This window comes from Amycolatopsis sp. NPDC051106, assembly GCF_040682775.1.
In the GTDB taxonomy this organism is placed as follows: domain Bacteria; phylum Actinomycetota; class Actinomycetes; order Mycobacteriales; family Pseudonocardiaceae; genus Amycolatopsis.
Map to the genome: position 1 here is coordinate 210,140 of NZ_JBFBBQ010000004.1, position 22,858 is coordinate 232,997.

The window sequence follows — 22,858 nt, forward strand, 5'->3', positions numbered from 1 at the left end:
CTGCTCAGACATCGAACACCGTGTCGTAGGGCTCGTCGTCGGTGGGAGCTTGCCTGCGCTTTGGCTGCGGTTGCGGTGCTCGCCGTGGCGGCTGCGGCTGCGGTCGCTCGGCGAGCCGTCCCCCGGCAGCCGCGGCTTCCCGGATGGTGGCCGTGACGGTCCGGCTGAGCGTGACGGCGTCGAACCGCATGGCTTCGGGCGCTAACCGCACTTCGCTCACGACGCCACCGGGCCCGGCAAGGACGGTGACGGACCGATCCGGCGATGTCACGGTGGTGTGGTCGCCCCCGGCGATACCGGCAAGGATGCGCTGGTTGTCGGCCTTGCGGTCCTCGATCTGCCTGAGCTGCCAGCGCATTTCCTCGATGAGCTGCGCGTTGCTCATACCACCCTCCCCGGCAGGTGTGGTGTGTAGACGAACTCGTAGTACCGGCCGAAGCGGTGTTCGACCATGGAGTAGCCCCGGCTCCGCGCGACCCAGAGGAGGTCGGCTTTCGCCACGCCGAACTCCACCGTCCGGATGCTCACGCGGCTCCGGCCGTCGAGCTGGGCGGCCAAGCGATTCAGTTGCTGTTCGCGCGGCTGGCCGCGCCGCGAGAGCCGGATGATGACGATCGTCAACGCGCCGGCGAAGGCAGCCCCGCAGACCAGGATCGTGAGCAAAGCGATCCAAGGCCCGGCCGAGTTGCTCGCCTCGCGGGACAGTGCGATCACTGCGCGGCCTCCTCGCTGCGGAGGCTCCAGGCCACCCTCGCCGTCGCTTCGGCGACAGCAGGCCAAGCGTCTTCGGACTCCGCGACCACCGACAGGATGACTACGGACCGGCCGTCCGGCAGGGGGATCTGGTACTCCGCCTTGGTCTGGGTGGAGACGTCGCGGTCGGGCAGGTGCAGCTCAGCTCCGCTGATCGCGACGATCGCCGGGCCGATCGGGAGGCGCACCGGCTGGACCACCGCACGCTTGTGCCGGCTCCGGTACTGCTCGGCCATGGCCGCCACCATGACGTCCGGGCTGCCGGGCGCCGACTCCGGCCACTGCACCACACCCAGCGTCAGAGTCGCGACGTCACCCTTCCGGGTACCGACCGCGAACTTGCCGAAGACGCGGATGCCGTTGGCCTGCATGGTCGGCACCAAGGCCATCAGGTAGCTGCCGAACTCCTCGACGGACGTCCCGGCTCCGGCCGCGGCGTCCTCCGCGATGGACCAGGCGTGCCCGCGGTTCATCTTGTCGTCGGCGCCCACCGGCATGCCCGCGAACCCCGGCGGCAGATCGATTTCGAGAGGCATCAGTTCCACACCTCGTCTTCCGCCCGCGCGCGCCGGCGATCCGGTGCGTTGTCCGCCTTCGCTCCAGCTTCAGCAGCATTCCAATACGCCACACCCGCCGGAGAAACGAACGAAGCAGCGGCCTGGGTCGCGTCCTTCGGCACCCAGTAGTTCACAAGGTCGCCGATCGGCCCCTCGAAGCTCACCCCCGCCGCCCGCGCGCCTACGTCGAGCTTGAGCTGGGTATCGAGTGCGCCGTAGCCGATGCCCTTCATCGCGGCCTCGACTCCCGGTGGGGCGAAGGTGCCGACCAGCGAAGTCACCGCACCGAGCCCGTCGAAGATCAGGGTCTCCGTAGCGACATCGGCACCCGCCAGCTTGGCCGTGGCGTGGCCGGCGAGCGCTGCCACCCCGAAGCCGGTCGCGACCGCTCCCACGATTTCCTTGGCGGGATCAGGAAGGAACTCACCAACGAGCCCGAGGGCATTCCCGATGTCGCCCGACACGTCCGAGACCTTGGCGATCACCTCCGCGTGATCCTGGACGAAATCCCACGCCTCATCCACGCTGTCCGCGAGGGTGTTCGACAAGTCGACAAGTGCCCCGCCGACGGCGTCGGTCAGCTGGTCGAGGAGGTCCGGCTCGTCCGGCGCGAGTTCCTTCGCCTTCCGCAGCGCCTCGGCGACCCCGGCCGCCGCCTCCGTGTGCTCCTGCTGGAGCTGCTTCGCCGCGTCTTGGACGTTCTGGCAGCCGTCGATCGCGGCCTGGAGCTGGTGGCCCGCGTTGTCCAGCAGGCGCTGGGCGATCTGCAGTGACTGCTGGTCCGGGAACGTTCGGTCGGCCAGGGCCAAGTCCGGGTTCGCACGCGCCTGCTCGGCCGCCTTCGCCGCCGCCTCCGCCCGGGCCTCCAGGTCGGCCGCGCGTTTCTGCAGTTCCCCGAGGTCCCGGGACCAGTCTTCGAGCGCGTCCGCGGCTTGGCCCATCGACTTCGCCGCGCCCTCGAGGTACTGCGGCAGCGGGCCGATGCGCCTCGCGAACGCCTCGCTCGCTTCGCCCTGCCAGATGCCCTGCTTGCGGACGATCTGCCGCAGCGAGTCGTCGGCCTCGGTCAGGTCGCCGCTCACCAAGCGGTACTTGCCGGCCAGGTCGGTGACGCCGTCGAGGTCGCCGGGCGCCGGGTCGAAGCCCAGGGCCGGGAAGTCGCGGGCGCTCACCGGTCGAGGCCGTTCAGGATGTCGGTGATGCCGCCGGTCGCGCCGCCGCCGACCATGCCGCCGCCGGGATCCCCGCCCTTGTGTTCGGCCAGGTCGTTGCCCCCGGGCACCCCGCCCGTCACCCCACCACCCACCACGCCACCGCCGAGGCCCGCGCCCGGCTCCTCGCCCTCGGCCTGGTCGTCGATGCCCGGCACGCCGCCGGTGACTCCCCCGCCCACCATGCCGTCGTCGCCCAGCACGGTGCCGAACGAGCCGCCGCCGACCGGGTCTTCGCCGCTCGGCCGGCCGGCCCCGGGGTAGTTCCCACGCTGCGCGTGTGGCTCAGCCGGGTCGTCGTCGCCCAGCACCATCGAGCCGAACTTCTTCAGCTCGCCGCCGAACTCGGCCTCGATCCGCTCGTACTTCTCCTTCGCCACCTTCAGCCGCTCACTGATCTCCGAAGCCGCCTCGCCGAGCCGTCCGATCCCGTACCCCCACGCCTCCTCGAACTCGACCCCCGCCTGCCCCAGCTCCGCCGTCCCCAACGATCCGAACGCTCCGCCGCCGCCGAGCTTCCGGTTGGCGCCGGCCATCTTGTCCGCCGCCGTGCCGAGGTCGTCGATGAGCTTGCCCAGCTCGCCGGCCTTCACCGCGTACCCGTCCACGCCACCCTCCCCTGTGGTCCCGTCACCAGTAAAGACGGCAGCACCCGCGATGCGGTTTCCCCATCACCCGATGGTGTGGCACAAAAAAAGCCACCACCGGGCAAGCGCCCGGTGGTGGCCTTCGTCGAACGAGACTTACGGGAAGTACTTCCCCAGCACCTGCTCGAGGTAGTCGAGCAGGTCGTTGAGCGCGTCCTGGATCGGGTTGCCGGCGCTCGGCCGGAACCGGATCACCTGCGGGTCGTGGTCGCTGGCCTGGTCGGCGAACTCCGCGTTGATGTGGACGACGTCGTAGTCGACCCCGCGCGGCGCCTTCGACGCCAGGATGTGGTCCAGCACCTGCGACTGGCCCTCGAACACGTAGCTGTACCGCTCGGCTTCCGGCACCGACGCGATCAGGTCCTTCAGCGCGCCACCGGCGGTGAGCGTCTGGACTGCGGGCGAGAACGGGTAGTCGTTCAGGTCACCCGCCACGACGATGTTCGCGTTGCGATCGGCCGAAAGCAACGAATCGACGAACCCGCGCAGCACCGTCGCCTGCTTCGCCCGCTGCACCTCGGAACTGCGCACCGGCGGCTGGAACCGGCCGTGCGTCGGCTGGTCACCGCCCTTGGAGTTGAAGTGGTTGGCGATGACGAACACCGTGCGGCCCTTGAAGACGAACTCGCCGGCGAGCGGCTTGCGGCTGGCTTCCCAGGCCTCGTTCGCCGGGTCGACGCGGCCCGGCGACGCCGTCAGGTGCGTCTTCCCGTGCTCACGGACGACGCCCACGGGAGAAGTCGACGTCCCACCCGGACGATCCACAAAGGACACGCGAGCCGGGTTGAACAGGAACGCCACGCGGATGTTGCCGCCCGGCTGGCCGCCGTCCTCGTCGTTCACCGGGTCGATCGAGCGCCACTGGTAGCGCGGGCCGCCCTTGGCCACGATGGCGTCGGTGAACTTCTGCAGCGTCTGATCCGCCGCGACCGTGCCGTCGTCGGTCGCGCCCGTGTTGTCCTGGATCTCCTCCAGGGTAACGATGTCCGGCGTCGCCAGGTGCGTCACGACCGCCTCGCCGAGCCGGTCGTACTTCGCCTGCGGGTCGCCCGGCGCCAGGTTCTCGACGTTGTACGTCGCGACCGCGAGCTCTCCCGAACGCTGCTTGCGCGTCGACTCGGCCTGCAGCCCGTTGTCTTTTTCGGTGCCGAGCACGCTGGCGAACAGCGTGTAGCCACCGAAGTTGCTGTACTCGACCGGGCCGGAGGTCGTGCCGGTCAGCACGTCACCGACGTTCAGCTTCGGGAACGGCCGCTGGTCGAACGGGATCAGCGACGACACCTTCATGACGCCGCTGTTCAGCTGGTCGTATCCCAAGTAGACACTGCCGCCGCGCACGGACTCGTGCTGGTCCGGCTTGGACGTCACGTACAGCTCGTTGAACGAGTTCGACGGGCCGACGACCCGGGCGTCGCTGACCGAAACGATCTCGCTTTCGTGCGACTCCCAGAAGTCCAGCGCGTACTTCGCCGGCTCCAGCGGGAGTGGCTCGATGTTCCCGCCGGGCGACGGCGCGTACGTCGTCGGCACGGTGTCGGGGTTGAGCACGGTCGGCGCAGGCAACGCGTTCCCGTGCGAGCCGACCGTCCACTGTGCACCGCCCAGCTCGGTGAGCGACTGGTAGTTCGACGTCGCCGGCGCGTCCGGGTAGAACTCGCGGACGGTGCCGGTCGCGGTCACCGCGTCGCCGACCGCGACGGCCGGGCTCGTCGAGCCGGTGAACACGAACAGGCCCTCGCTGGTGCGCGGGTCGTTGTCCGGATTCGGGTCGGTGAGCCAGAACCCGCGCACCGAGCCGAACGTCCGGGTCGCGGTGACGACGCCGGTGACGTCGCTGACCTTCTTGTCCTTGAACGGCGAAATGCGCGTGGTGCCCTGGATTTCGTGGATCTTCGCCGGGGTGCCCGGTTCGCCGGGGTTCCCGCCGCCGGTCGTCTCGCCCTTGGTGTTCGTCGGGGACGGGTCGCCGACGGTGAAGTCGGCCGCGTTGTCGTCGGTGTCGGCCAGGGCCGGGCCTCGCGCGACGGACGTCGAGTTGGCCGGCGCGGCCGTCGGGTTGCCCTCGCGCACGGTCGCCGCGCCGAACCCGACGAGGTCCTTGATCCGGGGGTCCGCGGCGCAGTCCGCGGCGGTCTTGCAGGTCAGCGCGGTCGTGCCGGCGACGAGGGCGATCGTGCCCGCGGTCGCCGACATCGCGATCGTGCCGGTCGCGTCCGGTGCGGGCAGCGCGACCGTGCCGCCGCTGCCCTTGCCCTCGGCCACGAGGTAGCGCCCGCCGGGCGCGACGCTGCCGGCCAGCTGCGTCACCTGCCACGTGCTGGACGCGCTCGCCGAGCCGGGCAGGTACTGGACGCTGAAGCCGTCGACGCTCGTGGCGGCAGTACCGTGGTTGGCGAGCTCGACGAAGTCGTTGGTCAACGTGGCGCCGGAGTTGCCGCCACCGCCGTAGACCTCGGCGATGACCGCGTCGGCGCTGGGTGCCGCGAACGCGGCCGGTGCGGCCACTCCGCCGAGCACCAAGCCGGACGCGACGGCCACCGTCAGCGCGGTCTTGGCTCTGTGGGTCTTGATCACCCTGAGTCCCCTTTGTACTTGAGCAGTCGTGGCATAGTCCCCCGAACAGATGAGGAGGAGGAAGACAAAGATGCAACGATTCGTAACAACTACTTTCGTCGTCACTCTTTCGGCAGAGCAGGTGTTGTGATCACGCTGGTACTCGGCGGAGACGTCAACGTTCAGGGCCGCGCGACGCCGGCGACGGCGTTCGACCGGCTGGCTCCGCTGCTCAAGGGAGCCGACCTCCGGTTCGTGAACCTCGAAGGACCGCTCGACGCGCCGATGGCCGCGGCGCTGACGTCGGCCGGCATCGACGTCGTCTCGTGCGCCAACGACGTGACCCACCCGCCGGCCGCCGCCATGGCGAGCCTCGCGGTCCTCGACCGAGCCGGGATCGCGCACTGCGGCGCGGGCGCGAACCTCGACGCCGCGCACGCGCCCGCCGTGCTCGAGCGATCCGGCGAAAAGGTCGCATTCCTCGCGTACACCTCACTTCGCCGCGCTTACGGCCAAGCCGCGCAGTCGGGCTCCCCGGGCGTCGCGCAAGCGTTTGCGACCACCGCCTACCAGCCTGATCCGCGCGTCGCGGAAATCCCCGGCCGCCCGCCGCTGGTCCGCACGACGCCCGTGCCCGAGCACGTCGAGCGGCTCGTCGCCGACGTCAGGCAGGCCAAAGCTGCCCACGACCACGTCGTCGTCTCGATGCACTGGGGGCTGCCGGGGCCGGAACTGGCCGAGTACCAGGTCACCTACGGACGCGCGGCGATCGACGCCGGCGCCGACCTCGTCGCCGGACACGGGCCGCACACGATCCAGGCCGTCGAGGTGTACCGCGGCCGCCCGATCCTCTACAGCCTCGGCAACCTCGTCCTCGACTGGCCGACGATGCGCGGCCGGCACGTCGACGGCCTGCTGGCCGGCTGCCTGTTCGGTCCCGAGCCCCGGCTCGAGCTCATCCCCGTGCGGCGCGACGCCGGCAACGAGTGCGAGCCGCTCGACGGCGAGGAAGCGGGCAAGGTGCTGCGGTACCTCGCGGAGCTCTCGGCGCTGCGCTCCACGACGTTGTCCGTGCGGGACGGAATCGCGTCAGTGGCTGGCCTGGGTGAAGACAGTGGAGCGAAGCTCCTCCGTTGAGGGTGGCGGCGGGGAGGAAGGTGGAGGTAACCGATCGCGCGCGGACTGTGACAGGATCCGGCGCCTCTGTCACCCATCCGGCGCATCTGCCTTAAATGCTCCCTAAGACCCGGAACAACCCGCGTGAAGCGGCGGTACGGTCTGCGAGAGCCGCCGGAAAAGTGGCACAGACCACTTTCGACAGCTCTCGGCCGGCACGAACACGTGGGGGAGGGAGAACCATCATGTGGGGGCTGATTGTTCTCAGTTGCGTGTTCGTGCTGGTGCTGGGGATAGCCGCGGTCGTGGACCTTCGGGACCACGACCGCGGCGAACACCGGGTCTAGCGCACAGCCCGCTTTCCTTTGTAGCGCCCGATGAGCGTCCGCGCGCCGGCGAGCGCGACCCGCCCGGCGCCCTTCGCGCTCGCGGCCAGGACCGTCGTCCAGTCGAAGTAGTCGCGCCACAGCACGATCCGGCCGGCTTCGACCTCGAACGTGCCGCACACCCAGAACTCCGCTCCCCACGCGCCGCGGCGCAGCACGTCGGTGCGTTCGGTGAGCACGACGTTGCCGTCGGAGGCGATGTGGTGCGTCCGCGCTTCGAACCCGGAGCCGAACCTGGCCATGAGCCGCAGCTGCTTTTCGACCGCGGCGACGCCGCGAGCGGGCGGCAACGGCACGTTCTGGTACACGATGTCGCTCGCCGCGAACGTCAGCGCGCGGTCGATGTCGAGGTCCTCGAGGGCCTTGAGGAAACCGGTCACCACTACCTGGGGTTCATCGGTCATGCCCCCAGGCTAAGGGTCAGAACGGCCGGTCGCCCGCGATGGCGACGCGCTCCGCGATCCGGACGTGCGGGTGGTAGTCGTTGACCGCGTAGTGCTGCGTCGCGCGGTTGTCCCAGAAGGCCACCGAGCCCGGCCGCCAGCTGAACCGGACCTGGAACTCGGGCGTGTGGGCCTGCAGGAACAGGTACCGCAGCAGCCGGTCGCTCTCGTCGCGGTCCATGCCGACGATGTGCGTGGTGAACGCCTGGTTGACGAACAGGGTGCGCCGCCCGGTCTCCGGGTGCGTCCGGACCACCGGGTGCTCGACCGGCGGGAACTCGTCCTGCCACTGCGCGAGCAGCGCCGGGTCCGAGAACCGGTCGAAGCCGGGGAGGTAGTCGTGCACCGCGGTGAGCCCGTCGATGCGGGCGCGGACGTCCTCGGGCAGGTTGTCGTAGGCGGCGGCCATGTCGGCCCACATCGTGTCGCCGCCGACGGGCGGCACCTCGATCAGCCGCAGCACCGAGCCGAGCGCCGGGTTGGGCCGCCACGTGACGTCGACGTGCCAGATGTTCTCGTAGCCGGGCATGGCGGCGGTGCGCTCGAAGCGCGTGACGGCGTCGTCGTCACCCTTCGGGATGAACGGGTTGGTCTCCAGCTCGCCCCAGTTCGCGGCGAACGCGCGCTGCTGCGCCGACGTGATGTGCTGGTCGCGGAAGAAGATCACCTTCCACTCCAGCAGGGCTCGGTGCAGGTCTTCCCGCAGCTCAGGGGTCAGCGGCTCGGCCAGGTCGACGCCGTCGACCTCGGCGCCGATCACCCGGCCCAGCGGTCGGAGGGTGAAGCGCTCGTACGGCTCGCCGCGTCCGCTTCGGTGCAGGACGCGGGGACCTTCGACGATGCCGTGATCGGGGGTGACGGCCTCCCGCAGCTGAATCCGGGCAGGCAGGTCTACGGACATGGTTGTGCTCCAAGGGTTTTCGGGAGAATTCGGACGCCGGGTTCGCGTCAGGCAGGGGGCGAGCCCAGGCGGCCGCGGCGCAGCAGGAGCTCCACGGTGCCTTCCCCGATCGACCGCTTGGAGGCGCGGCCGTGCCACCGGATAGGCGTGCTTTCCGAGGTGGCGGGCATGTGCACATGGTGTTCTTCCTCCCGCCCTGCGGTCAAGACGTCCACTTGGTGGAACGCGATCAACGCCGCAGGTCACCGCGATGCGGGCGGCTCGGGACCATGAGGCAAGATCTTCCACGATCGGGTGAGCGCCCTTGACGACGGAGGTCCCCATGCCGGAAGGCAGAGGCTCGCGGCTCGGTAGTGACATCCCGGAGCTCCGCGTCGGAGGCTCCGCCGCCCGGAACCCCCTGAAGAAGGGGGGTGAGGTTTCGAGCGCCGGGGGCTTCGCCACCCGGAACGCCCCGAAGGCACCCGACCGGTTGCGCACCGCCGCGGACCTGCTCGACCAGGCCGCGGCGGCCGACGACAAAGCGGCGGGACAGTTCGCCGAAGCCCGCGTCGACTCGACCCCGTTCGGCATTTCCCCGCAGGCCCGCGAGCTGGCGGCGCGCTGGGCGTCCGCCCTCGCGGCGCGCGAAGCGGACGCGCGCGTCCTCGGCGACGCGACGTCCGACCTGGCCGGCCGGCTGCGCATGGCGGCGGAGAGCACCCGGAGCTCCGGCTTCCGGGGGCGGATCGCGGTGGCGCCGTGACCTCTCCGGTGTTCGAGCACCCGGCGCTGACGTCGGCGGCCGCCCGGCTGGCCGCCCTGCGCACGGCGGCGGGCCGCATCGGCGCCCCGGACCCGGTCGCGGCCCTGCGGCACCTGGACTGTTCGCCGTCGGCGATCAGCGCGTCCGCTTCGGCGGTCGACGCGGGCGCATCGCTGATGACGTCGGCTTCCGCGGAGTTCCGCAACGGCGTCGAGCAGGGCGAAACCGGCGGCAGCGCGGAGACGTTCGGCATCTGGGCGGACACAGTGGACGGTCAGTACGCCGCAGCGGCCCGCGCGGCCGCGGCCACCGCCGAGCTGGGCGTCCGGATCGCTTCCGAGCTGGACGCCTTGGCGACGTCGGCGTCGGCGGAGGTGTCCGCCCTCGCGGACACGGCCTCGGCGGCCGTCGCGGCGGTACTGGCGGACGACCGGTCACCCGAAGTGGTGAGCACGGTCAGCACGACGTGCACGGCGGTGGTCCGGACGGTCTCGGCGAAGATCGCGTCGCTGTCTTCGCTGCTGGCGGAGCTGGAGCCGTTGACGGTGCCGGCGGTCGAGCTCAGCTGAACCGTTCCCGGGCCCAGTCTTCGAAGCTTCTTGCCGGATGCCCGGTCACCTGCGCCACGTCGAGGGAAACAGGCTCCGGATCGTCGACGAGGGAGGCCCAGTAGGGCAGGGCGCTCTTCGCGAATTCCTCGCCCAGTTGCGTTGCCGCTTCCGCGAGCGGTTGTTCTTCCCATTTCGCGGACGTGCCGAGTGCTTCGCCGATGATTTCGACCTGCTCGGCTTGGGTAAGCGCTTCCGGTCCGGTGACGAGGTAGATCTGCCTCGCGTGGTTTTCGGTGAATGCTTTGATCGCCATGTCGGCGACGTCCTTTTCGTGGACGAGCGAACGCTTGGCTTGACCGTAGGGCGCCCGGACTTTGCCGGTTTTCGCTTGCTCCACCCAGCCGAGGGTGTTGGTGGCGAGTCCGGTGATGCGAAGGAAGGTCCAGTCGTCAGTGACGTTTCTGATGGCTTCCTCGACGTCGCCCCAGAATCCGCCGTCTTCGACCGCTGCCGAGGAGACGTAGACGACCTTCTTGTCTTTGAAGGGCTTTACGGCTTTGACGATTCCTTCGGAGGAGTAGAAGGGCCAGACGAAGTAGACGGCGTCGACTCCCTCGGCGGCTTTGCCGGGATCGGTGATGTCGCCTTGGACGACTTCTCCTCCGGGCGCTTTGGCCGGGTCGCGGACGAGAACCCTGACGTCGGCGCCTCGATCGAGCAGGCCACGAACGACGTGGCGGCCGGTGTTGCCGGTGGCCCCGGTGACGAGGACCTTCATGGTGCGCTCCTTGGTGATCAGCTGGTGCCGACGACCGTCACACTTCAAGAGCCCTTCAAGTCAAGGCGTGCGCTAGGTTGCCAGGCATGCCCGGAGCCACGTGGCCACCCGCGCCGCTCAGCACCGCCCGGCTCGTGCTCCGCGCGTCCGAGGCCCGCGACCGTGCCGCGTTCATCGAGCTGTTCGCCTCGCCGGACGTGGGCACCTACATCGGCGGCCCGAAACCCCGGGACGAACTGGAACGCACGACAGCCGCAGTGCCCGGGCGGCGTCCCGGCCTGTTCGTCGTCGATCTCGGCGGGGCGATGATCGGCATGATCACGCTCGACCCTCGCGACGGCGAAGACCACGTCGCGGAAACCGAACTCGGTTACCTGTTCCTGCCAGCCGCATGGGGCCACGGCTACGCGACAGAGGCGTGCGCGGCGGCCCTCGGCTGGTTCGCCGGCGCGCATCCCGGTGAGCCGGTGGCTCTCTGCACCCAAACCGCCAACGACCGTTCGATGCGGCTCGCGGCGAAGCTGGGCTTCACGGAAGTGAAGCGGTTCGAGGCTTATGGCGCCCGGCAATGGCTCGGCGTGTGGTCACAGCAAAACGCCCGGTGACCCTGGTGAGGGTCGCCGGGCGATTCGGGAGCGGTGGCGGTGGGATTTGAACCCACGGACGGGGATTAGCCGTCACACGATTTCGAGTTCCGAGGCACTCTGTCCAAGCAGGTCCTGGCGGGTACGTCTGCCCAGGTCAGCAAGAGGCTGGAACACCGGCGAACCGGCTTGAACGGGGACGGAATGAGACGGGAACTGAGACGGCCGTCCGGGGCGGCTTCCGGCCGTCAAGGAAGCAAGAGAGCAAGGCTTCGGCGGGCGCTCTCTTCCCCTGCTCCCTTGCCGCAGCTGCGGCAAGGGAGCAGGGGACATGACAAGCCGGACGTCAAGCACTGAGAGCCTCTGAGGCCTCGGAGGGCCTCCCGAAAGCCCGCGCCCCTATGCCAGGCTCGCCGTCGAGTAATAGCAACTGAACCACTGACTCCACGGGAGTTGTCAGCTTCTGACTGGGGCAGCATGTCGGCGCCCCTCTCTAGCCAAACACGGTCGTCCTGTGCACTTCTTCTGTAGGTTCATCCGTTCTGCGGAGTGAGCGATTCTAGGTCGTCTTCTATAGTTGGATGATGGAGTGGCTAACGCTGGTGGGCACACTAAGCGGCGGAATCCTTGGAGTCGGCAGCACACTGCTAGTCGATCGAGCACGGGCAAAAAGGGAACGTGGACACAAGTTTGAGGAGGTGCGACGCAACGCCTATACCTCGTATCTCGTGGCTCTCACCGAGACCGACGCCGCGATGCAAATCCTCGCCTTGAGCCAACCTACGCCAATTGATCGGGCCACAGTGATGTCGAATTTTCGATCCAAGTCCCTATTGGCACATAGATATCATGCAGCATTAGTCGCACCTCCGACCGTCACTCATGCTGTGGAAAACGCATACGATAAGTTGCGCCATGTCCGAGAGGCACTCATCACGGAGACCCTGACTGTAGGAAAATGGAACTGGGGAACGAGTAGCTCATCAGAGTGGCTAGATGTACACCAGCCGTATGGACAAGCCGTAGAAGACCTCCGAGCTGCCATGCGTGAGGATATTCAAGGGAAAGAGAAGCGCTGAAGGCAGGCGGACGAGCGCGAGGCGGCGGACCTGCGGAAGGAAGAGGAGTGGGTGTTCGCCACGCCGATCGGCTGGCCGACGCACCCGACGCCGGACGACCGCGAGCGGAAGGCGTTGCGGTGCCCGGCAGGCATGCGCAACGCCCGGCTCCACGACGCGCGACACACAGCCGCGACGGTGCTGTTGAGCTCAAGGTGCCGTTGCCCGCGGCGATGGAGCTGATGGGCTGGTCCAACGCGGCCGTGGCCAAGCGGTACATGCACGCCAACACCAAGCTGGTGACGTCGGTGGCGGAGCAGGTAGGCGCCACATGTGGGCCGATCCGGACGACGAAGACGACGGCCCGGAAGGCGCGCTCGTGACCGCCTGATCAGAGGGGCATATGAGACGGAACTGAGACGAGACAGCAGAACGCCCGGCAGCCCCATGAGGGTCGCCGGGCGTTTGCCTGCGTAGAGCGGTGGCGGTGGGATTTGAACCCACGGACGGGGATTAGCCGTCACACGATTTCGAGTCGTGCTCCTTCGGCCGCTCGGACACGCCACCGCCGAGAACAATACCGGAGGGCACCCGCGAGCCTTACGAGGGGTCACCGGGGCGGGGCGTACGCCGCCTGACCTGGGCCTCTCGGAAGCGGTCGCGCAGGTCGTGGGCCACTTCGGTCACCTGTGCGCGGCGGCGCTGCATCCGTCCGGACGCCTCCAGGCGCCGGTTGCCCGTCGCCGCTCCGAGCTTCGACCGTGCGCCGCCCACCGCCTGCTGGACCTTGTCCTTCATAGTCATACTGACGGGGTACCCACCAGGGCACGCAGGTCAGCGCCGCGTCGCGAAATACGTCTCCAGGACGGCGGCGCACTCCGCCGAAAGGACGCCTCCGCTGACCTCCGGGCGGTGGTTGAGCCGGCGGTCGCGCACGACGTCCCACAGGGACCCCACCGCGCCCGTCTTGGGCTCCCACGCACCGAACACCAGCCGCGAGATCCGCGCCAGCACCAGCGCGCCCGCGCACATCGTGCACGGCTCCAGCGTCACCGCCAGCGTGCAGCCCTCCAGGCGCCAGCCGTCGCCCACCACGCCCGCCGCCGCGCGGAGCGCGAGGATCTCCGCGTGGGCCGTCGGATCGCCCAGCTCGACCCGGGCGTTGCGCGCCGCCGCCAGGGGCTTGCCGTCCGGGGCGAAGACCACCGCCCCGATCGGCACGTCCGAGCCGGGGGCGCGCGCTGCCTCCAGCGCCGCTTCCACGGCTTCGGTGTCGGACGGCCGTCTCAGAGCTCGTCCAGGAGCTTGGCGAACTCGCTGCCGAATCCGACGCGCTGCGCGATCATCTGCAGCTGCTCGTCCGGGTACAGGTCGACGTCGCCGACGATGACCTCCAGCTCCGGCCCGGGCAGCCCGATGTCCGCGAGGATCGACAGGTCGCCTTCGGGCCAGACAGAGTCGTCCTCTTCGTCCGGTGGATCGACGCGCAGGACGTCGAGGACGTCCGCCGCGATGTCGTAGTCCAGTGCCGCCGCCGCGTCCGAGAGCAGCAACGACGGCCCTCGCGGGCTCGGCCGGACGATGACGAAGAACTCGTCGTCGACCGCCAGGAGCCCGAAGGACGCACCGGTGGAACGTAGTTTGCCCAGTTCAGTGATCGCTGCGTCCAGCTCGGTCAGCGCCCCCGGGTCGAGCGCACTGCACCGCCACCGACCGTCTTCCCGGACCACGGCTACCGCGAAGCCCGTGACCGGCTCATCCACCGCCATGCGCACACCGTATTCCGCCGCTCGACCGAGCGCACGCACGGTGCGCCCGAAGCGCCGCATGGGGCACTATCGGGAGCATGACCGGCCCCACTGACCTGCCCACGCTGCCCGGCACGCCGTTCGCCGGCCTCCTCGACGACGCGCGGGCGCTGCAAGACCGCACGGTCGCCCTCCGGCGCGCCGTGCACCGCCACCCGGAGCAGGGCCTCCACCTGCCGCGCACCCAGGCGGCGATCCGCGAAGCCCTCGCCGACCTGCCGCTCGAGGTCACCGAAGGCAAGGCCACGACGTCGCTGACGGCCGTCCTGCGCGGCGCGCGGCCCGGCCCGGCGGTGCTGCTGCGCGGCGACATGGACGCGCTGCCGCTGACCGAGGAGACCGGCCTCGACTTCGCGTCCGAGGACGAGGAGTCGATGCACGCGTGCGGGCACGACACGCACGTCGCGATGCTGGCGTCGGCGGCGCGGCTGCTCGCCGAACGCAAGGACCAGCTGGCCGGCTCGGTCGTGTTCATGTTCCAGCCGGGCGAAGAGGGTCACCACGGCGCCCGGTTCATGATCCACGAAGGGGTGCTCGACGCCGCCGGCACGCGGGTCGAGCGCGCGTTCGGCGTGCACATCCTCGCCAACTTGCGCAGCGGGCTGCTGTCGGTCCGGCCGGGCGCGCAGATGGCGTCGGCGGACTCGTTCTCGGTCCTCGTCACCGGCAAGGGCGGCCACGGCTCCGCGCCGCAGCACACGATCGACCCGGTGCCGGCGGCCGCGGCGATGGTCGGCGCGCTGCACACGATGATCACGCGCCGGGTCAGCGTGTTCGACCCGGCGGTGCTCTCGGTGACGCGGATCCAGGCCGGCACTACGACGAACATCATCCCGGAGACCGCCGAGCTGCAGGGCACGATCCGCGCGCTGTCCGAGCAGACGCGCGCGCTGGTCCGCGCCGAGCTGCCGAAGGTGTGCGAGCAGGTCGGCGCGGCGTACGGCTGCCGCGTCGTCGCCGACGTCGAGCCGGGCTACCCGGTGACGGTCAACGACGACCGCGTCGCCGCCGAAGTCCTGACGCTCGGGGAGGCCGTGCTCGGCCCGGAGAACGTCGAGCTGATGGCGGACCCGCTGATGGGTGCCGAGGACTTTTCCTACGTCCTGCAACGCGTTCAGGGCGCGTACGCGTTCCTGGGCGCGTGCCCGCCCGGCGTCGACCCCGCCGAGGCGGCCGCGAACCATTCCAACCGCGTGCTCTTCGACGAGGACGCGATGCCGAACGGCGTCGCGATGCTGGCCGCGTTCGCGCTGGACGCCCTGCGTTAGGGCCCGGTCCGCGACGGGCGGCCGTCTTCGAGGTGCCCGGCGAAGCGGCGCCGCCACCCGGGCGCGTCGAACGTGACGTCGTACCAGCCGTTCTTCGCCGGCACCGGGAAGTCGTGCGAGGTTTTCGGCGCGATCGTGACGCCGTTCAGCGTGACCGGCGCCGGGCCGCTGTTGGTCACGGTGACACGCAGCGCGGGCGCCGGCGTGAACGTGACGGAGGCGTCGAGGCCCGCCTTGCCGGAGGCCTCGACGACGAACCCGTTCGGGCCGTGGACGGCGACGTCGTACGACTCGGCGTACGGGACTTCGCCCGTCGTCTCGCTGTTCGGGCCGACGTCGAAGCGCTGTGACGCTCCGCCGGCGTGATAGGCGTACGCGGCCAGCTGCAGCGTCTGCGTCCCGTGGTTGGCCAGGTGCAGCTTCAGCGCGCCCGGCCCGGCCGTGACCCAGGCGACCGGCTGGTAGGGCAGCGGGCGGGCCTTCGCCGTGCCGGGGTCCTGCACCAGGGCGCCGGGCCCGAGCCCGGGCTTCGGGAGCCGGGACTGCGTCCGGTCGGCTTCGGCGCGCAAGGCGTCCGCGTCCGGCAGCAGCGGGATCGTCGTGTCGTGCGTGCGGAAGTCGAAACAGCTGGTCAAATCGCCGCAGATGCTCCGGCGCCAAGCTGAGATGTTCGGCTCGCGCACCCCGGTCCACGTCTCGAGGAAGCGCAGCACCGACGTGTGGTCGAAGACCTGTGAGTTGACCCAGCCGCCGCGGCTCCACGGCGAGACGACGGTCATCGGCACGCGCGGCCCCAGCCCGATCGGCACCGGGGCGCCGGACGCACCGCCCTTCTCCGGGCGATTTCCCGGCAGGTACTCGCCCGGAGTCCCGGGTGGCGGTGTCGGCGGGACGACGTGGTCGAAGAAGCCGTCGTTTTCGTCGTAATTGAGGAAGACTACGGTCGATTCCCACAGTTCCGGCTTGTCCCACAACGCTTTCAGCATCCGCTGGACGTAGGCGGCGCCGTCTACCGGCCGGGCGGCGGGGTGCTCGCAGTAGCCGTACGGGGCCACGACCCACGACACCGCGGGCAGCGTCCCGGCCGCGCAGTCGGCGAGGAATTCGGCCAGCACGTGGTCGAGGTCCTTGCCCTTGCCGGAGTCGGGCAGCAGCTTCTTGCGCAGGTTCGCGCGCTCGGCCAGCCGCTGCTTCACCGGGTCGATCGAGTGCAGCGCGTCGTGGAAGTTCCGGAACAGCCACAGCGGGTTGTCGCCGTAGTCGCCGGCGAAGTGCTCGGGGACGCCGCGCTCCTCGTCGTTCGCGTAGATCCGCCACGAGATCCCGGCGGACTCGAGCCGTTCCGGGTACGTCGTCCAGCGGAACGACGGTTCGTAGTCCGGGAAGTTGTGCGTGACCGGGCCGCCGGCGACGCCGTCCGGGTCGATCGTGCCGGTCCAGTGGAACAGCCGGTTCGGCTGCGTCGGGCCCTGGATCGAGCAGAAGTAGTGGTCGCACAGCGTGAACGCGCTCGCCAGCGCACGCTGGAACGGGATGTCGTCGCGGGTGAAGTACCCCATCGTCATGGGGCTCTTGGCCTTGACCCAGCTGTCGTACGCGCCGCCGTTCCACGCGCGGTGCGTGCTGTTCCAGTCGTGCGGCAGCTCGCCGAGGTCCTGGCCGTCCACGACGGACGTGTCGACCCGGAACGGCAGCACGGGCGCCCCCTTGCCGCGCTGGCGGAAGACGTCCCGCAGCGCCGCGCGGTCACCGAAGCCGCGTACGCCGGCCATGGTGCCGTAGTAGTGGTCGAACGACCGGTTCTCCTGCATCAGCACCACGACGTGGCGGACGTCGTCGATCGTCCCCTTCCGCGCCGGCGCGGCACACGAGGCCGCCAGCGAGCCGGCGACGGTGGCCGCGGCCGCGCCGCCGAGCACCGTGCGCCGCCGGATCCGGCCCATGCCTGCCTCCCCATCCCCACGTCAGCGGCCTGACGAGGGGTACGTTCCCCGCAGAGAGAGGTGGTACCCGTGCTCGACTCAGCGGATCTGGTCGCCTTCGCACCGTCGACCGACCTGGAGCGCTCCCGCGTCTTCTACACGGATGTCGCCGGGCTCGAGTTCATCGAGCAGACCCCCTTCGCGTGTGTGTTCCGCAGTGGCGCGACCATGCTCCGCGTCACCGCCGTCGCCGAGTTCACGCCGCAGCCGTTCACGGTGCTCGGCTGGGCGGTCGCCGACATCCGGGAAGCGGTGGCCGGGCTGCGCGGCCGGGGCGTGGAGTTCCTCACGTTCGACACGCTGCCACAGGACACCGACAAAATCTGGACCACGCCGGGCGGGCGGATCGCGTGGTTCCGCGATCCGGACGGCAACGTGCTGTCCCTGACCGAGTTCACTGGCAATTAAACAACGCTGTTGATTTAATGGGCTGATGACCGACGCAGATCGCCTCGCCCAGCTCGCTGACCAGGAAGAACGCCTTCAGTTCACGAAGTTCGACAACGAGACCGCCCTGGCTCTCGGCGCCCAGCTGCTGGCCGCGGCGCGGGAGCGCGGGCTGCCGGTGACGATCTCGGTCCGCCGCAACGGCCAGCGGCTCTTCCACGCGGCGCTGCCGGGCACATCGGCCGACAACGACGCGTGGATCGACCGCAAGAGCCGCGTCGTGGACCGCTACGGCCACAGCTCGTTCCTGATCGGCACGCAGTTCCGCGCGAAGGGCGGCTCGTTCGAGGAGGACTCCCGCCTGAACCCGGACGAGTACGCGGCCCACGGCGGCGTCTTCCCGGTGCTCGTCCGCGGGGTCGGCCCGGTCGGGACGGTGGGCGTGTCCGGCCTCCCGCAGGCCGACGACCACGCGTTCGTCGTCGAGCAGCTGGAGCTGTTCCTGGCTTAGCCCTTCCGCAGGTTGCCGAGCACGTACTCGGCGGTCTTGAGGACGCCGCCACAGCGGTCGGTCTCCCAATACGTCGAGTGCGTGCCGCTTCCGTGGTAGCTGAAGATGAGCATGTCGGTATCCGTGACACCGACGGCGACGTCACATTCTTCCGGACCCCTCGCCTCGTGGAAGACCACGGCAGGCAATCCGGACACCGACGTTTCGGTCCACGGGTCCATCGCCCCGGATCGGCGTCGTGACGTGTTCTTGAGCTCATCGAGCGTCTTCGGTTCTTCGAGCGGCTTGAGCGCGGAAACGAGCGGGGAATACCACGTGTTCCACGCGCAGCCCGCGGACACGGTGGTGCCCGACCTGGCCGGCCGCACGTCGTCCGGCGGATCCTGCACTACGGCGGCGACCTGCTCCTTGGTGAGCAGGGCGCAGGGGTCGGAGTCGAACTTCGTCAGGTCGATGGGCTGCTCGACCGGTGTGAACGGCAAGGCGGCCCCCGTCTGCGCCGGCGCGGGTGGTTCGGTGAGGATCCGCTTCGGTTCGGATGGCCCGCAGCCGGTGAGCATTGAACCGCCGAGGACCGCCGCTCCGGCGATGGACAGCAGAACCCGTGCTCGCATCGTTCTCACTCCGGCCACGCGGACGGGTCGACCCGCCACTGCTTCTGGTGGTCGATTCCCGAGTTGCTGCCGAGCTCCGGCATTTCCGGGAAGTCGGTGTCGCTGCGGACCAGGGCGTTCGCCTTCCCGTGAAACTCACCCATCCTCGTCGTCGCATCGGCCAGCAGGTCCACGAAGTCCTTGACCAAGGCTCCGAACGCCTCGACGATCGAGTCGATGACGTCCTTGGCGGTGAAGATGTCGACGATCGGGATTTCCACGGTCAGCAACGCGATGACCGCCTTGAGGCTGAACTTGGACAGCTCGGCGGCACAAGTACCGAGGAGCTTGATCGCCGAGGCGTAGGTGTCGACTACCAGGTTCGCCATGTCGGTGAGGATCGCCGCCACCGCACCGACCGAGGTGTTCTGCTTGTCCAGCGCCTCACTCGCCCTCGTCGTGTAGGCACCGAACTGGTCGGCGGCACGCCCCGACCAGGTACCGCTGACCGCCTGGACGGCCGCGCCGACATCTGCCTTCGCGTCGCCGAGCGTACCGACCGTGGCGAACTGGTCGGCCAGTTTCTGAACACTGAGAGCGTTGCCCAGCAGATTCTTCCGCATGTCGTCCAGCAGGCGGAAGATGTCGTCGCGCCCGAAGATGTCAGCAAACTGGCGGACCTTGGCGTCGGCGTCCTCGGGATAAGGCGGCGGAGCGTGCTGCGCTGAGGAGACTGCTGAGGTGACCATGATCAGTTCAGTCCTTCTTCCTTCGAGCGCAACTGCCGGTAGTCTTCTTCGTCTTGGGTTTCGTAGTAGTCGGCAGCCTTGTCCAGCGCCTCGGCCAACGCGGTGAGCCGCTCGGCTCCGCGTTCGCTATCGCCCTTCGCGAACTTGGTCGCGCGCCGCGAAGACCTCGTTCGTCGCTGCCCGGAGGGCCTGCGGATAGACCTCGAAACCTGAATTACCACCCAGAGGATCGAACCCATCGGTGCTCATCAAACCTCCCGTGCCGCTTCGTCGACCATGGTCTTGCGCCGGCTCTGAGCGGCCGACTCGGCGTTGTTGATCGCGCGCAGGACGTGACCCGCCAGCGAAGTGCCGTTCTGCCCGGCGACGGCGTCACGCACGAGGTCCACCGAGACCAAGCCGCCCGATCCATCGACGGTCACCGTGCCCAGGCCCGCACCGACGTCCAGGACCAGCGGCAGGCTCTCCCCGGTCTTCACCGCCTGCTCCACCGCCGCCACCCGCGCGTCGATCTCCTTCGCGAGGTTGTAGAGCTGTTCTTCGCTGTTCACCAGCGACCACCCCCGGATTCCGGCTCCTCGTCGGTCAGGAAATCGAGCTCCTCGAAGTCTTCGTCGTCTTGAGGCTCGAACCGACGCTCTTCGCGTGCGGGAATCGGCGCAAGGCTTTCGCGCGCCTCGGCAACCGGAGAAGGCGGTTTCTTGCCGAACAACGCGTTCAACTGCGGCAGCGACGACGCGCGTGCCGCAGTTCGGGCATTCCGGACCGCTTCCACTATTCCGAGCCCCAGTTTCTGCGCGTGTGACCCGTACAACGCGCGATCGTCGATTCGCAGGTCGACGAGCTTGCCTTGGCCGGTCACCACGGCCGTGACCAGCTGGTCGGCCGAGCGCGCGGTGTGCCGGGCGGCCGCGAGCCGTGCGTCCAGCTCACCGGCCCGCTGCTGCATCGACCTGAGATCGCGGTGCAGTGCGGTCATCGCCGCATCACGGCGTCGAACATCCCCGTTTCCCCTCCTCCAGGTCCCGTCGCAATGACGGAACGTGCCCGGGCTGCACCTTACTGCGACCGACCGACAAACAACCACAGCCGGAAAAGAGCTGGCCGAAAACACACCGGCTGCTACCGTCGATCGCATGAAGCGCGCAGCGAACACGACGACGCCGGAAAGTGTCCCGGCGCGCTGAATCATGCTCAGAAGCCCGGGGCGGTCGCCCCGGGCTTCGTCTCGTGGCCGGCCGTCTCGCCGTCCACGAGGAGTCCGCCATGCACGACCACCGCAAGCTCGGCCGCGAACTCGGCCTGTTCGACACCGACCCGCTCATCGGCGCGGGCCTGCCCTACTGGCTGCCCGACGGCGCGATCGTCCGCCACAGCCTCGAGGAGTACGTCCGCGGCCTGGAACGGCGCGCGGGGTACCGGCACGTCCATTCGCCGGTGCTCGGCAAACGCGAGCTGTACGAGATCTCGGGGCACTGGTCGCACTACCGCGACGACATGTACCCGCCCATGGACGTCGGCGGCGAGCAGCTGGTGCTGCGGCCGAGCCTCTGCCCGCACCACGCGCTGATCTACCGTTCACGCGGCCGCAGTTACCGCGAACTTCCGCTGCGCATCGCGGAAATCGGCGCGATGTACCGCAGCGAGCTCTCCGGCGTGCTCGGCGGGCTGAGCCGGGTACGCGCGATCCAGCTCAACGACGCGCACATCTTCTGCACCCCGGACCAGGTCGAAGCCGAGGCGGCCGCCGCGCTGGCCATGATCCGGCGCGCCTACGACGCCATGGGCATCAGCCCCGCGCGATACCGGCTTTCGCTGCCCGGCGCCGGCGGGAAGTACGTCCCCGGCGACTGGGACCGTGCCGTGGACATCCTGCACTCGGTCCTCGACGGACTGCCCTACGACGCCGTCGAGGGCGAAGCGGCCTTCTACGGACCGAAGATCGACGTCCAGATCGTCGACAGCGCGGGCCGAGAATCGACCCTTTCCACCGTCCAGGTCGACTTCCACCAGCCCGAGCAGTTCGGCCTCGAGTACGTCGGCGCCGACGCGGCGAAACACCGGCCGGTCATGGTGCACCGCAGCGTCATCGGCAGCGTCGAACGGGCGGTGGCGCAGCTCGTCGAGGTCCACGGCGGCGCGTTCCCGGCCTGGCTGGCGCCGGTTCAGCTGCGGCTGCTGCCGCTGTCCGCCGCCGAACTGCCTTACGCGCGGGAAATCCTGGACCGGTGCGATGACCTGCGTGTCGAAATCGCGCCGGAAGGCAGCCTCGGCGCGCGGATCCGGGACGGGCGGCTCGTGCCGTACCAGGCCGTGCTCGGCCCGCAGGAGGTCGCCGCGGGGCAGCTTTCGTTGCGGTTGCGCGACGGACGCCGGATCGACGCGCAACCGGTCGACGACGCGCTGGCGTGGATCAGGGCGGAGGTCAAGCCGTAGCCGCGGCCAGCCAGCCGAACGCCGGCGCCAGGCTTTCCGGGGCGGCCCAGCCGTTGATCACCGCGAGCAGCCGCAGGTAGCGCTCGCGCCGGGGATCGCCGACGAGGGCCAGCCAGTCCCGCAGCCGACCGGGATCACGGCCGAGACCGTCGACGATCGCCCTGGCCTCCGGTGAGTCGGGTGCGACCCCGGCGTCGAGGGCCGGCGTGACGGCGTCGCGCACCTGAGCGGCCAGGTCGCGGCGCAGGCCGCCCTCGTGCTGGTCCGCCAGCCGGCGCAGGATCGCGCGGAACTCCTTGTCCTGTGCGAGTTCCGCCAGCTCGATCCAGGCCTCGACCTGCTCGGGGCTCGCGTTCTCCGGCAGTTCGGGGGTCAGGGTGCGGGCGACGCCTTCGAGTCCGGGGCGGGAACCCAGGGCGTCGGCGAGGAAGTCGTCGACCAGGCGACGTCGCTCCACTTCGGACAGTCGAGCCAGCTCGTGCATCAGTGTTGTCTCCTCCGGGGTCGAACCGCGCTTCGCCACGGCCGTCAGCACCGCGTGGCGCACGCGCAGCACGCGGATCTGCACCTCCAGGGCCTCGGCGTGCTTCGCCGCGACGTCGGCGACGGTCGCTTCGCCGTCGACGACCCGCCGGATCGTGGCGAGGTCGACGCCGAGGTCCCGGAGCGTGCGGATGAGGTCGAGCCGGCTGCGCGCGGCGTCGTCGTAACGGCGCTGACCTGCGGTGTTGCGTCCGGCCGGCGGTACGAGACCGCGGTCGGAGTAGAACCGGACGGCCTTGACCGTCAAGCCGGTGCGGCGGGCCAGGTCGCCGATCGAATACCGCATGCCGTCAGCCTG

At 69.6% G+C, this 22,858-nt stretch carries 28 protein-coding genes and 1 tRNA gene; 9 read left to right on the forward strand and 20 right to left on the reverse strand.

Annotation, left to right across the window (positions count from 1 at the left end; genetic code table 11):
• Window positions 1-4: 4 nt before the first annotated feature.
• The 6 genes from AB0M83_RS05510 to AB0M83_RS05535 all read right to left on the reverse strand — a co-directional run bounded on the left by AB0M83_RS05510 (window position 5) and on the right by AB0M83_RS05535 (window position 5,742).
• The gene (locus tag AB0M83_RS05510) at window positions 5-385 is read right to left on the reverse strand and encodes a YbaB/EbfC family DNA-binding protein (RefSeq protein ID WP_364512849.1); all 381 of its coding nucleotides are present in this window, start codon (window positions 383-385) and stop codon (window positions 5-7) included.
• Window positions 382-714, reverse strand: coding sequence for a hypothetical protein (locus AB0M83_RS05515; RefSeq protein ID WP_364512852.1), 333 nt, complete (start codon window positions 712-714; stop codon window positions 382-384). The genes AB0M83_RS05510 and AB0M83_RS05515 overlap by 4 nt, the downstream gene beginning before the upstream one ends.
• Window positions 711-1,289: a hypothetical protein gene (locus AB0M83_RS05520; RefSeq protein WP_364512855.1), complete on the reverse strand. Its 579-nt coding sequence runs from the start codon at window positions 1,287-1,289 to the stop codon at window positions 711-713. Before AB0M83_RS05520 ends, AB0M83_RS05515 begins: the two co-directional genes overlap by 4 nt.
• Window positions 1,289-2,482, reverse strand: a complete 1,194-nt coding sequence (locus tag AB0M83_RS05525; protein WP_364512857.1) for a putative T7SS-secreted protein — start codon at window positions 2,480-2,482, stop codon at window positions 1,289-1,291. The genes AB0M83_RS05520 and AB0M83_RS05525 overlap by 1 nt, the downstream gene beginning before the upstream one ends.
• Window positions 2,479-3,129 (reverse strand): hypothetical protein, encoded by a 651-nt coding sequence (locus AB0M83_RS05530; RefSeq protein ID WP_364512860.1) that lies wholly within the window; start codon window positions 3,127-3,129, stop codon window positions 2,479-2,481. Before AB0M83_RS05530 ends, AB0M83_RS05525 begins: the two co-directional genes overlap by 4 nt.
• A 135-nt stretch (window positions 3,130-3,264) precedes the next feature.
• The gene (locus AB0M83_RS05535; RefSeq protein ID WP_364512863.1) at window positions 3,265-5,742 is read right to left on the reverse strand and encodes an endonuclease/exonuclease/phosphatase family protein; all 2,478 of its coding nucleotides are present in this window, start codon (window positions 5,740-5,742) and stop codon (window positions 3,265-3,267) included.
• 126 nt (window positions 5,743-5,868) lie between these two features.
• On the opposite strand from AB0M83_RS05535, the gene AB0M83_RS05540 reads away from it, so the two are divergent.
• Complete coding sequence (locus AB0M83_RS05540; protein WP_364512866.1) at window positions 5,869-6,858, forward strand: CapA family protein; 990 nt, start codon at window positions 5,869-5,871, stop codon at window positions 6,856-6,858.
• Between the two features lie 322 nt (window positions 6,859-7,180).
• Here AB0M83_RS05540 and AB0M83_RS05545 read toward each other — a convergent pair whose 3' ends face one another.
• On the reverse strand, window positions 7,181-7,627 hold the full coding sequence (locus tag AB0M83_RS05545; RefSeq protein ID WP_364512869.1) for a limonene-1,2-epoxide hydrolase family protein: 447 nt from the start codon (window positions 7,625-7,627) through the stop codon (window positions 7,181-7,183).
• A gap of 16 nt (window positions 7,628-7,643) precedes the next feature.
• Window positions 7,644-8,567, reverse strand: a complete 924-nt coding sequence (locus tag AB0M83_RS05550; protein WP_364512871.1) for a TauD/TfdA family dioxygenase — start codon at window positions 8,565-8,567, stop codon at window positions 7,644-7,646.
• A gap of 322 nt (window positions 8,568-8,889) precedes the next feature.
• Here AB0M83_RS05550 and AB0M83_RS05555 point away from each other — a divergent pair, with 322 nt between their 5' ends.
• Window positions 8,890-9,312, forward strand: coding sequence for a hypothetical protein (locus tag AB0M83_RS05555; RefSeq protein ID WP_364512873.1), 423 nt, complete (start codon window positions 8,890-8,892; stop codon window positions 9,310-9,312).
• Window positions 9,309-9,881, forward strand: a complete 573-nt coding sequence (locus AB0M83_RS05560; protein WP_364512875.1) for a hypothetical protein — start codon at window positions 9,309-9,311, stop codon at window positions 9,879-9,881. The genes AB0M83_RS05555 and AB0M83_RS05560 overlap by 4 nt, the downstream gene beginning before the upstream one ends.
• Here AB0M83_RS05560 and AB0M83_RS05565 read toward each other — a convergent pair.
• Window positions 9,874-10,641 carry an NAD(P)H-binding protein gene (locus AB0M83_RS05565; protein ID WP_364512878.1) on the reverse strand — a complete coding sequence of 256 codons (768 nt, stop codon included), beginning with the start codon at window positions 10,639-10,641 and terminating at the stop codon, window positions 9,874-9,876. The two genes, AB0M83_RS05560 and AB0M83_RS05565, sit on opposite strands and share 8 nt — an antisense overlap.
• An 86-nt stretch (window positions 10,642-10,727) precedes the next feature.
• Between AB0M83_RS05565 and AB0M83_RS05570 the strand changes: the two genes are divergently transcribed.
• Both AB0M83_RS05570 and AB0M83_RS05575 read left to right on the forward strand, forming a co-directional pair.
• On the forward strand, window positions 10,728-11,246 hold the full coding sequence (locus tag AB0M83_RS05570; protein WP_364512880.1) for a GNAT family N-acetyltransferase: 519 nt from the start codon (window positions 10,728-10,730) through the stop codon (window positions 11,244-11,246).
• A 1,252-nt stretch (window positions 11,247-12,498) separates the two neighbouring features.
• Window positions 12,499-12,666, forward strand: a complete 168-nt coding sequence (locus AB0M83_RS05575) for a hypothetical protein (protein ID WP_364512882.1) — start codon at window positions 12,499-12,501, stop codon at window positions 12,664-12,666.
• A gap of 96 nt (window positions 12,667-12,762) precedes the next feature.
• Here the strand turns inward: AB0M83_RS05575 and AB0M83_RS05580 are convergent.
• The 4 genes from AB0M83_RS05580 to AB0M83_RS05595 all read right to left on the reverse strand — a co-directional run bounded on the left by AB0M83_RS05580 (window position 12,763) and on the right by AB0M83_RS05595 (window position 14,052).
• A tRNA-Ser gene (locus tag AB0M83_RS05580) sits at window positions 12,763-12,850 on the reverse strand.
• Window positions 12,851-12,883: 33 nt separating this feature from the next.
• Window positions 12,884-13,087, reverse strand: a complete 204-nt coding sequence (locus AB0M83_RS05585; RefSeq protein ID WP_364512885.1) for a CsbD family protein — start codon at window positions 13,085-13,087, stop codon at window positions 12,884-12,886.
• Window positions 13,088-13,117: 30 nt separating this feature from the next.
• Window positions 13,118-13,546, reverse strand: a complete 429-nt coding sequence (locus tag AB0M83_RS05590; RefSeq protein WP_364512888.1) for a nucleoside deaminase — start codon at window positions 13,544-13,546, stop codon at window positions 13,118-13,120.
• A gap of 23 nt (window positions 13,547-13,569) precedes the next feature.
• Window positions 13,570-14,052 carry a tRNA adenosine deaminase-associated protein gene (locus AB0M83_RS05595; RefSeq protein WP_364512891.1) on the reverse strand — a complete coding sequence of 161 codons (483 nt, stop codon included), beginning with the start codon at window positions 14,050-14,052 and terminating at the stop codon, window positions 13,570-13,572.
• Window positions 14,053-14,129: 77 nt separating this feature from the next.
• Between AB0M83_RS05595 and AB0M83_RS05600 the strand changes: the two genes are divergently transcribed.
• Complete coding sequence (locus AB0M83_RS05600; protein ID WP_364512893.1) at window positions 14,130-15,359, forward strand: M20 family metallopeptidase; 1,230 nt, start codon at window positions 14,130-14,132, stop codon at window positions 15,357-15,359.
• Here AB0M83_RS05600 and AB0M83_RS05605 read toward each other — a convergent pair.
• Window positions 15,356-17,302 (reverse strand): phosphocholine-specific phospholipase C, encoded by a 1,947-nt coding sequence (locus AB0M83_RS05605; RefSeq protein WP_364512896.1) that lies wholly within the window; start codon window positions 17,300-17,302, stop codon window positions 15,356-15,358. The two genes, AB0M83_RS05600 and AB0M83_RS05605, sit on opposite strands and share 4 nt — an antisense overlap.
• A 69-nt stretch (window positions 17,303-17,371) precedes the next feature.
• Between AB0M83_RS05605 and AB0M83_RS05610 the strand changes: the two genes are divergently transcribed.
• Both AB0M83_RS05610 and AB0M83_RS05615 read left to right on the forward strand, forming a co-directional pair.
• Window positions 17,372-17,749 carry a VOC family protein gene (locus tag AB0M83_RS05610; protein WP_364512899.1) on the forward strand — a complete coding sequence of 126 codons (378 nt, stop codon included), beginning with the start codon at window positions 17,372-17,374 and terminating at the stop codon, window positions 17,747-17,749.
• Between the two features lie 25 nt (window positions 17,750-17,774).
• A complete protein-coding gene (locus AB0M83_RS05615) occupies window positions 17,775-18,239 on the forward strand; it encodes a heme-degrading domain-containing protein (RefSeq protein WP_364512901.1) in 465 nt (154 codons plus the stop codon).
• On the opposite strand, the gene AB0M83_RS05620 is transcribed toward AB0M83_RS05615, so the two are convergent.
• The 5 genes from AB0M83_RS05620 to AB0M83_RS05640 are packed head-to-tail and all read right to left on the reverse strand — an operon-like array spanning window position 18,236 to window position 20,560.
• Window positions 18,236-18,853, reverse strand: a complete 618-nt coding sequence (locus AB0M83_RS05620) for a DUF3558 domain-containing protein (protein WP_364512904.1) — start codon at window positions 18,851-18,853, stop codon at window positions 18,236-18,238. The genes AB0M83_RS05615 and AB0M83_RS05620 overlap by 4 nt on opposite strands.
• A gap of 5 nt (window positions 18,854-18,858) precedes the next feature.
• On the reverse strand, window positions 18,859-19,581 hold the full coding sequence (locus AB0M83_RS05625; protein WP_364512907.1) for a hypothetical protein: 723 nt from the start codon (window positions 19,579-19,581) through the stop codon (window positions 18,859-18,861).
• Between the two features lie 2 nt (window positions 19,582-19,583).
• Entirely contained in the window at window positions 19,584-19,820 is a 237-nt protein-coding gene (locus AB0M83_RS05630; RefSeq protein WP_364512910.1) for a hypothetical protein, read from the reverse strand.
• 9 nt (window positions 19,821-19,829) lie between these two features.
• Window positions 19,830-20,132 (reverse strand): hypothetical protein, encoded by a 303-nt coding sequence (locus AB0M83_RS05635; RefSeq protein WP_364512912.1) that lies wholly within the window; start codon window positions 20,130-20,132, stop codon window positions 19,830-19,832.
• Window positions 20,129-20,560, reverse strand: a complete 432-nt coding sequence (locus AB0M83_RS05640; RefSeq protein WP_364512915.1) for a YbaB/EbfC family nucleoid-associated protein — start codon at window positions 20,558-20,560, stop codon at window positions 20,129-20,131. The genes AB0M83_RS05635 and AB0M83_RS05640 overlap by 4 nt, the downstream gene beginning before the upstream one ends.
• A gap of 287 nt (window positions 20,561-20,847) precedes the next feature.
• Here AB0M83_RS05640 and thrS point away from each other — a divergent pair, with 287 nt between their 5' ends.
• Window positions 20,848-22,017: a threonine--tRNA ligase gene (gene thrS / locus AB0M83_RS05645; RefSeq protein ID WP_364512918.1), complete on the forward strand. Its 1,170-nt coding sequence runs from the start codon at window positions 20,848-20,850 to the stop codon at window positions 22,015-22,017.
• On the opposite strand, the gene AB0M83_RS05650 is transcribed toward thrS, so the two are convergent.
• Window positions 22,007-22,846, reverse strand: a complete 840-nt coding sequence (locus AB0M83_RS05650; RefSeq protein ID WP_364512921.1) for a MerR family transcriptional regulator — start codon at window positions 22,844-22,846, stop codon at window positions 22,007-22,009. The two genes, thrS and AB0M83_RS05650, sit on opposite strands and share 11 nt — an antisense overlap.
• Between the last annotated feature and the right edge of the window lie 12 nt (window positions 22,847-22,858).

Coding starts and splice junctions, on each gene's coding strand:
- AB0M83_RS05510 (WP_364512849.1), bottom strand. CDS start 385: ATGAGCAACGCGCAGCTCATCGAGGAAATGCGCTGGCAGCTCAGGCAG.
- AB0M83_RS05520 (WP_364512855.1), bottom strand. CDS start 1,289: ATGCCTCTCGAAATCGATCTGCCGCCGGGGTTCGCGGGCATGCCGGTG.
- AB0M83_RS05545 (WP_364512869.1), bottom strand. CDS start 7,627: ATGACCGATGAACCCCAGGTAGTGGTGACCGGTTTCCTCAAGGCCCTC.
- AB0M83_RS05550 (WP_364512871.1), bottom strand. CDS start 8,567: ATGTCCGTAGACCTGCCTGCCCGGATTCAGCTGCGGGAGGCCGTCACC.
- AB0M83_RS05555 (WP_364512873.1), top strand. CDS start 8,890: ATGCCGGAAGGCAGAGGCTCGCGGCTCGGTAGTGACATCCCGGAGCTC.
- AB0M83_RS05565 (WP_364512878.1), bottom strand. CDS start 10,641: ATGAAGGTCCTCGTCACCGGGGCCACCGGCAACACCGGCCGCCACGTC.
- AB0M83_RS05570 (WP_364512880.1), top strand. CDS start 10,728: ATGCCCGGAGCCACGTGGCCACCCGCGCCGCTCAGCACCGCCCGGCTC.
- AB0M83_RS05585 (WP_364512885.1), bottom strand. CDS start 13,087: ATGACTATGAAGGACAAGGTCCAGCAGGCGGTGGGCGGCGCACGGTCG.
- AB0M83_RS05595 (WP_364512891.1), bottom strand. CDS start 14,052: ATGGCGGTGGATGAGCCGGTCACGGGCTTCGCGGTAGCCGTGGTCCGG.
- AB0M83_RS05600 (WP_364512893.1), top strand. CDS start 14,130: ATGACCGGCCCCACTGACCTGCCCACGCTGCCCGGCACGCCGTTCGCC.
- AB0M83_RS05605 (WP_364512896.1), bottom strand. CDS start 17,302: ATGGGCCGGATCCGGCGGCGCACGGTGCTCGGCGGCGCGGCCGCGGCC.
- AB0M83_RS05615 (WP_364512901.1), top strand. CDS start 17,775: ATGACCGACGCAGATCGCCTCGCCCAGCTCGCTGACCAGGAAGAACGC.
- AB0M83_RS05620 (WP_364512904.1), bottom strand. CDS start 18,853: ATGCGAGCACGGGTTCTGCTGTCCATCGCCGGAGCGGCGGTCCTCGGC.
- AB0M83_RS05625 (WP_364512907.1), bottom strand. CDS start 19,581: ATGGTCACCTCAGCAGTCTCCTCAGCGCAGCACGCTCCGCCGCCTTAT.
- AB0M83_RS05630 (WP_364512910.1), bottom strand. CDS start 19,820: ATGGGTTCGATCCTCTGGGTGGTAATTCAGGTTTCGAGGTCTATCCGC.
- AB0M83_RS05640 (WP_364512915.1), bottom strand. CDS start 20,560: ATGACCGCACTGCACCGCGATCTCAGGTCGATGCAGCAGCGGGCCGGT.
- thrS (WP_364512918.1), top strand. CDS start 20,848: ATGCACGACCACCGCAAGCTCGGCCGCGAACTCGGCCTGTTCGACACC.
- AB0M83_RS05650 (WP_364512921.1), bottom strand. CDS start 22,846: ATGCGGTATTCGATCGGCGACCTGGCCCGCCGCACCGGCTTGACGGTC.